The 7,378-nt window shown below is 75.7% G+C and carries 3 protein-coding genes and 1 pseudogene; 2 read left to right on the plus strand and 2 right to left on the minus strand.

What is annotated here, in order from left to right; translation table 11 throughout:
- Together BBK14_RS34790 and BBK14_RS06785 are read right to left on the minus strand one after the other, a co-directional pair.
- A pseudogene (locus BBK14_RS34790) lies at positions 1 to 171 on the minus strand (recombinase RecA); the annotation flags it as partial.
- Positions 172 to 506: 335 nt separating this feature from the next.
- Positions 507 to 701, minus strand: a complete 195-nt coding sequence (locus tag BBK14_RS06785) for a DUF3046 domain-containing protein (RefSeq protein WP_071060334.1) — start codon at positions 699 to 701, stop codon at positions 507 to 509.
- A gap of 210 nt (positions 702 to 911) precedes the next feature.
- On the opposite strand from BBK14_RS06785, the gene BBK14_RS06790 reads away from it, so the two are divergent.
- Together BBK14_RS06790 and BBK14_RS06795 are read left to right on the plus strand one after the other, a co-directional pair.
- Positions 912 to 5,792 carry an ATP-dependent helicase gene (locus tag BBK14_RS06790; RefSeq protein WP_420849131.1) on the plus strand — a complete coding sequence of 1,627 codons (4,881 nt, stop codon included), beginning with the start codon at positions 912 to 914 and terminating at the stop codon, positions 5,790 to 5,792.
- A complete protein-coding gene (locus BBK14_RS06795; protein ID WP_071060336.1) occupies positions 5,789 to 7,177 on the plus strand; it encodes an MFS transporter in 1,389 nt (462 codons plus the stop codon). The genes BBK14_RS06790 and BBK14_RS06795 overlap by 4 nt, the downstream gene beginning before the upstream one ends.
- The last annotated feature ends 201 nt before the right edge of the window (positions 7,178 to 7,378 follow it).

Here is a 7,378-nt window from a genome sequence, read left to right on the forward strand (position 1 = left end):
AGGGAGGCCCCCGATACCGAGCGCGACATCCAGCGCGATGGATCCGGTCGGGATGGCCTGGATCGGCGGCCGGGTGTCGTCACCCAGCCGCATGACCGAGCCCTTGCCGAACTGCTTGTCGATCTGCGCAAGAGCGTTCTCCAACGCCTTGTCGCGGTCGGGTCCTGCCATTGGAGTTACTCCTGGCTGAGGTCGTCGAGTCTTGGCCACGATCCGACGTTAGGGGGTGGGTCCGACAGTTTCGATAGCCGGGTGGCCTCTGTGGACAACTGAGCGCATGTGGACAACACTAGCCGAACATCCGTTCGAAGCCATAGTGACACGCCGGCGCCCACCCGAACGGGTGGTTCCGGCACGCCGCGCGCATACCCCTGACACCACGGGTGGCCGCTCGGCCCCGCGCCGCGCCGTCCGGYGCCGACCGTCACCGCCCGAACGAGCCGGTCGACGAACGAGCCGGTCGACGACCTGCCGACGCCAACCTGGCGGCGGCGCGGGCCGCCGCGTCAGCGATCGCGGGCCGGCACGTTGAACTCGTCGCAGACGGCGCGCCACACCTGCTTGAGGTCGTCGCCCCGGCCCAGCGCCCGTTCGACGGTCGCCCCGCCCAGCCCGGAGATCACATGGTCGCGTGCCAGTGAGTCCGCGTACGCCGCGCCGAACTGCTTGTTCATGTTCGCCCAGAACTCGGTCAGTCGCACGGGACCAGTGTGCACGGGCCTCCCGCCCGGCCTCCCGGCGCGGGACGCACCGGTGCCGGTCACGGCCACCAGACGCCGGGCGCCGGGCGCCGGGCGCCCCACGACGCCCCGCCACCGTGATGCCGGGCGCAGGCACCGTCACGCCGGGCGCGGGCACGCGACGTCCCACGGGAACCGCGGAGCGGGCAAGTTCTGTCGGTGGGCCGAGTTGTGTCGGGGGTAGGACGCAGACTGGTGCACGTGACCGCATCGGACCCACTCGCCGCCTTCTCGGCCCCGACCAGGGAATGGTTCGCGTCCTCCTTCGCGGCGCCGACTCCGGCCCAGGCCGGCGCGTGGGCAGCCGTCGCCGGTGAGGAAAGCGCCCTGGTCGTCGCTCCGACCGGGTCGGGCAAGACACTCGCCGCCTTCCTCTGGTCGCTGGACTCGTTGGCCCGCTCGGCGCCGCCGGCCGATCCGGCCCGCCGCTGCCGGGTGCTCTACGTCAGCCCGCTCAAGGCGCTGGCGGTCGACGTGGAGCGCAACCTGCGCGCGCCACTCACCGGCATCCGGGCCGCCGCCACCCGGCTCGGCCTGCCCGTGCCGGACGTGTCCGTGGGTGTCCGCTCCGGTGACACCCCGGCGGCCGAGCGCCGGGCGTTCGGCCGCACCCCGCCGGACATTTTGATCACCACGCCGGAGTCGCTGTTCCTGATCCTCACCAGCGCCGCGCGGGAGGCGCTGCGCGGCGTGGAGACGGTGATCGTGGACGAGGTGCACGCGGTGGCGGGCACCAAGCGCGGCGCCCACCTCGCGCTCAGCCTCGAGCGCCTCGACGACCTGTTGGACGTCCCCGCCCAGCGGGTCGGCCTGTCCGCGACGGTGCGCCCGGTCGACGAGGTGGCCCGGTTCCTCGGCGGGCCGCGGCCGGTCACCGTGGTGCGCCCGCCGGCGGCGAAGACCCTCCATATAGACGTCGTGGTCCCGGTCGAGGACATGGCGAACCTCGGCGAGGTGGCCGGCGCGGTCCCGGAGGGCTCCGCCGCCGGGGCGGCACCGCGGGCGTCGATCTGGCCGGCGGTCGAGGAGAAGGTGCTCGACCTGATCCTCGGCCACTCCTCGACGATCGTGTTCGCGAACTCCCGGCGGCTGGCGGAGCGGCTGTGCGCGCGGCTGAACGAGTTGTACGCCGACCGTCTCGCCACCGCGGACGCCACGGGCGCCACGGGCGACCCCGATGGTCGGGAGACCGGCGGCTGGGAGTCCGACGGGTGGGAGAGCGGCGAGCGCGCCGGCCCCGCGGACTCCCGCGCCCCCGCGGAGATCATGGGGGTCGCCGGTTCGGCCGTGTCGCCGGCCGGGGTCGAGGTGGCGCGGGCGCACCACGGCAGCGTCAGCCGTGAGCAGCGCATGCTGATCGAGGAGGACCTCAAGGCCGGGCGGCTGCCCGCGGTGGTCGCCACGTCCAGCCTCGAGCTGGGTATCGACATGGGCGCGGTCGATCTGGTCGTGCAGATCGAGTCGCCGCCCAGCGTGGCGGCCGGCATGCAGCGGATCGGCCGGGCCGGCCACCAGGTCGGCGCGGCCAGCCGGGGGGTGGTGCTGCCCAAGCACCGCTCCGACCTGCTGGAGTGCGCGGTCGTGGCCGAGCGGATGAGCGACGGGCGCATCGAGGCCGTGCGCTACCCGCGCAACCCGCTCGACGTGCTGGCCCAGCAGATCGTCGCGATGGTGGCGGTCGAGGACCGCGAGGTGGACGAGCTGGGCGCGCTGGTCCGCCGCGCGGCGCCGTTCGCCACCCTGCCCGCCTCCGCCTACGAGGCCGTGCTGGACATGCTGGCCGGGCGCTATCCGTCCGACGACTTCGCCGAGCTGCGCCCGCGCATCACCTGGGACCGGGCGACCGGGGTCCTCGCGGGCCGGCCGGGCGCCCAGCGGCTCGCCGTGACCAGCGGCGGGACGATCCCCGACCGCGGCATGTTCGGGGTCTTCCTCGTCGGTGAGAAGGCCAGCCGCGTCGGCGAGCTCGACGAGGAGATGGTCTACGAGTCCCGGGTCGGCGACGTCGTCCTGCTCGGCTCGTCGAGCTGGCGGATCGAGGAGATCACCCCCGACCGGGTGCTGGTGACCCCGGCGCCGGGCCGGCCCGGTCGGCTGCCGTTCTGGCACGGTGACGCGCCGGGCCGGCCTGCCGAGCTCGGCCGCGCGCTCGGCTCGTTCCTGCGGGAGCTGTCCGCGGCGAGCCCGCGGGACGCCGCCGACCGGGTGCGGGCCGCCGGGCTGGACACCTGGGCGACCGCGAACCTGCTGACCTACCTGGACGAACAGCGCGCCGCCGCCGGGCATCTCTCCGACGACCGTCGCATCGTCGTGGAGCGGTTCCGCGACGAGCTGGGCGACTGGCGCCTGGCCGTCCACTCGCCGTTCGGCGCGCCGGTGAACGCCCCCTGGGCGCTGGCGATCGGCGCCCGGCTGCGGGAGCGCTACGGCGCGGAGGTCCAGATCATGCACACCGACGACGGCATCGTCGCCCGCGTGCCCGACGCCGCCGAGCCCCCCGAGGCCGAGCTGGTCGTCTTCGAGCCCGAGGAGACCGAGGCGTTCGTCCGTGCCGAGGTGGGCGGCAGCGCCCTGTTCGCGAGCCGGTTCCGTGAGTGCGCGAGCCGCTCGCTGCTGCTGCCCCGCCGTACTCCCGGGCGGCGCACGCCGCTGTGGCAGCAGCGCCAGCGCAGCGCGCACCTGCTGTCGGTCGCCTCGACCTTCGGCGACTTCCCGGTCGTGCTCGAGACGATGCGCGAATGCCTGCAGGACGTCTACGACGTCCCGGCCCTGGTGGGCCTGATGCGCGACATCGGCGCCCGCTCGCTGCGGGTGGTCGAGGTCGAGACGCCGTCCCCGTCCCCGTTCGCCTCGTCGCTGCTGTTCGGCTATGTCGCCGCGTTCATGTACGACGGCGACGCGCCGCTGGCCGAACGGCGCGCCCAGGTCCTCTCCCTGGACAGCTCGCTCCTCGCCGAGCTGCTCGGTGAGGCCGAGCTGCGCGAGCTCATCGATCCCGGGGCGCTGGAGCGGATCACCGCCGAGCTCCAGCGGCTGGTGCCCGACCGGCACGCCCACGACGTCGAGTCCACCGCCGACCTGCTGCGCGCCCTCGGCGACCTGACGGACGAGGAGGCCGGGGCGCGGGGGGTGGCGCCGTCCTGGCTGGCGGCGCTGGCGGACGCCGGGCGGGTGATCCGGGTGCGGATCGGCGGCGAGGCGCGCTGGGCCCCGGTCGAGGACGCCGGCCGCCTGCGCGACGCGCTCGGTGTTCCGCTGCCGGTGGGAGTGCCGGCGGCGTTCACCGAGCCGGTCCGCGATCCGCTCGGCGACCTGGTCTCCCGCTACGCCCGCACCCACGGCCCGTTCGAGCCGGCCGCCGTCGCCGCCCGTTTCGGGCTCGGGGTGGCGGTGGTCGTCGGGGCCCTCGAGCGGCTCACCGCGACCGGGCGGCTGGTACGCGGCGAACTCCACCCCGACCGCGCGGGCGAGCAGTGGTGCGACGCGGGGGTGCTGCGCGCGCTGCGCCGCCGCAGCCTGGCGGCGCTACGCAAGGAGGTGGAGGCCGTCCCCACCCGGGCGATGGGCGCGTTCCTGCCCGCCTGGCAGTCGGTGACGACAGGCCGCGGGCACGGTGTGGACGGCGTGCTGCGCGCCGTGGAGCAGCTCCAGGGCGCCCCGGTGCCGGCGAGCGCGCTGGAGCAGCTCGTCCTGCCCGCCCGGGTCAGCGACTACTCATCGGCGATGTTGGACGAGCTGTGCGCGACCGGCGAGGTGCTGTGGGCCGGGGCCGGCGGCCTGCCCGGCAACGACGGTTGGGTCACCCTCGTGCTGGCCGACTCCGCCGGGGAGCTGCTGCCCCCGCCCGACCTGGACGCCGCCGGCGGCGACCTGCACCGCGCGATCCTCGACGCCCTCGCCGGCGACCAGGCGCTGTTCTTCCGGACCCTCTCCGACCGGGTCGGCGCGCTCGACGACACGGCCCTGGCGGACGCGCTGTGGGATCTGGTGTGGGCCGGTCTGGTCACCAACGACACCCTTGCCGCCCTGCGCGTCCAGCTCGGCGCCGGGCGTCCGGCGCATCCCGCGCATCCGGTGCCGCCGCGCCGGCGCTCGGCGCGCGGCCGACCGGCGCGGTTCGGCCGGCCGACCATGCCGCGCCGGGCCGGCCCGCCCACCGTCGGCGGCCGGTGGTCGCTGCTGCCGGAGCGGGAACCCGACCCGACCCGACGGGCGCACGCGCTGGCCGAGTCCCTCCTGGACCGGCACGGCATCGTCACCCGCGGCGCGGTCACCGCCGAGCGCACGCCAGGCGGATTCGCGGCGGTGTACCGGGTACTGTCGGCGTTCGAGGACGCCGGGCGGTGCCGCCGCGGCTACTTCGTCGAGTCGCTGGGGGCCGCGCAGTTCGCCGTCCCCGGCGCGGTCGACCGGCTCCGCGTGATCGCCGGGGCGCAGCGCGACGCCGCCGACCAGCCCGCCTGGTCCGCCCCCGACCTGGTCGCCTCTGGTCTCGGCGTCTCTGGCTTCAGCGCCTCCGGTCTCGGCGCCCAGAGCCTGGGCACCCCGGGTCTGGGGTCGGGCCATGCCGCGGCGGCGCGACTGGGCGGGGCCGCGGCGGCGGAGCGGTTCCCGGCCGCCGGGTCCGGGGGTCCGCCAGGCTACGGCGCCCGCCGCGGGGACACCGGCGCCGCAGCGGCGGTCGTGCTCGCGGCCAGTGACCCGGCGAATCCCTACGGTGCCGCGCTGCCGTGGCCCAAGCGCCCGGCAGCCGACGGCGAGGGCTCGGGCCACCGTCCGGGGCGCAAGGCCGGCGCGCTGGTCGTCCTGGTCGACGGCGAGCTCGTCCTCTACGTCGAACGAGGCGGCCGCACCCTGCTGTCGTGGTCGGACGCGCCGGGCCTGCTCGGCCCGGCGGTGGGTGCCCTGGCCGGGGCGGTCCGCGCCGGGTCCCTCGGCCGGCTGGCCGTGGAGAAGGCCGACGGCGCCGCGGTGGTCGGCAGCGGGCTCGGCGCGGCCCTGGAGCGGGCGGGGTTCCACCCGACCCCCCGCGGCCTACGGCTTCGGGGGTGACCACGGCGCGGGAGGAGCCCGGCCGCGTACCCACCCCGTGGGACCCGAGCCTGCGCGGCCTGACGATCGGCCTCGTCAGCACCGTCACACTGATCGCCTTCGAGGCGATGGCGGTCGTCACCGTGCTGCCGGAGGTCGCCGCCGACCTGTCCGGACTGTCCCTGTACGGCTGGACGACCAGCGGGTTCTTCCTCGGTCTGCTCGTCGGGGTGGTGATCGCCGGGGCGGAGACGGACCGCGTCGGCGCGGTGCGCCCGTTCACCGTCGGGCTGTCGCTGTTCGCCGCCGGCTTAGCCGTGGCCGCCCTCGCGCCGACCATGGAGATCCTGGTGGCCGGCCGCATCCTGCAGGGCCTCGGCGGCGGCGCGGTACCCGCCGTGCTGTACGCGACGATCGGGCGTGCCTACCCGGAGTCGCAGCGGCCCAGGATGTTCGCGGTGACGTCCACCGCCTGGGTGGTGCCCGGGCTGGTCGGGCCGGTGACCTCGGCGCTCGTCGCCGAGCACGCCGGCTGGCGGTGGGTCTTCGGCGGGCTGCTCCCGCTGGTGCTGGCGGCCGGGGCGATCACGGTCCGCGCGCTGGGCGGGCTGGGGCCGCCGCCGACCGCGCCCACCGGCGGGGCGGCGCGGCGTTTCGTCGCCGCGATCAGGGTGAGCGTCGGTGCCGGCCTCATCCTGGCCGGGCTGACGAGCCGGTCGCCGCTGGGGATCGCGCCGGTTCTCGCCGGGGGGCTGCTCGCCTACCGGCCGCTGCGCGTCCTGCTCCCGGAGGGAACGCTGCGTGCACGTCCCGGCATCGCGGCGGCGGTGGCCGCCCGCGGGCTGCTGACCTTCGCCTTCTTCGGCGCCGACACCTTCGTCCCGCTGGCCGTCACAGCGGCGCGCGGGCAGTCCACGACGGTCGCCGGCACCGCGGTCACCGTCGCGACCGTGACCTGGACAACAGGCTCCTGGACGCAGGCGCGGCTGGCCGGGCGCTACCCGGGGCGGGAGCTGATCCGCTCCGGCCTGCTCCTGGTGGCGGCCGGCACGGCGGGCTTCGCCCTGGTCCTGGCGGACGGCGTACCGCTGGCGGTGCCGATCGCCTGCTGGGGGCTCGCCGGGCTCGGGATGGGCCTGGCGTATTCGCCGGTGGTGAGCCTGGTCCTCGCCGAGACGCCGCCGGAGCGGCACGGCACGGCGTCCAGCTCGGTGACCCTCTCGGACAACCTCGGAACGGCGTTCGGGACAGGTCTTGGCGGAGTGGCCGTCGCGGCCAGCGAAGCCTCCACCGGGACACCCTCAGCCGGGCTGGGTGTGGTCTTCGCCCTGACCGCGGTCGTCGCCGTGCTGGGCGCCGCCGTCATCCGCCGGGCTCCGTCCAGGACGTTCCCCACTGTGTCCTGACGATCTGTGTCCTGACGATCCGCGTCCGGACTGGCCGTGCTCTGACTGCACCCGTGCACGGACGGACCGCGTCCTGGCAGGTCGACAGGGCCAGGTCGTGGGCACCGTGACTCCTCCGACGGCTGGAGCCGTCGGCTTCTCAGGCCGCTTCGGTGGCCTGACGGGCCAGCCCGACCCGAAGGATGTTGATCGCCGCGTTCA

Origin of the sequence: Parafrankia soli (assembly GCF_001854695.1) — a bacterium.
Classification (GTDB): domain Bacteria; phylum Actinomycetota; class Actinomycetes; order Frankiales; family Frankiaceae; genus Parafrankia; species Parafrankia soli.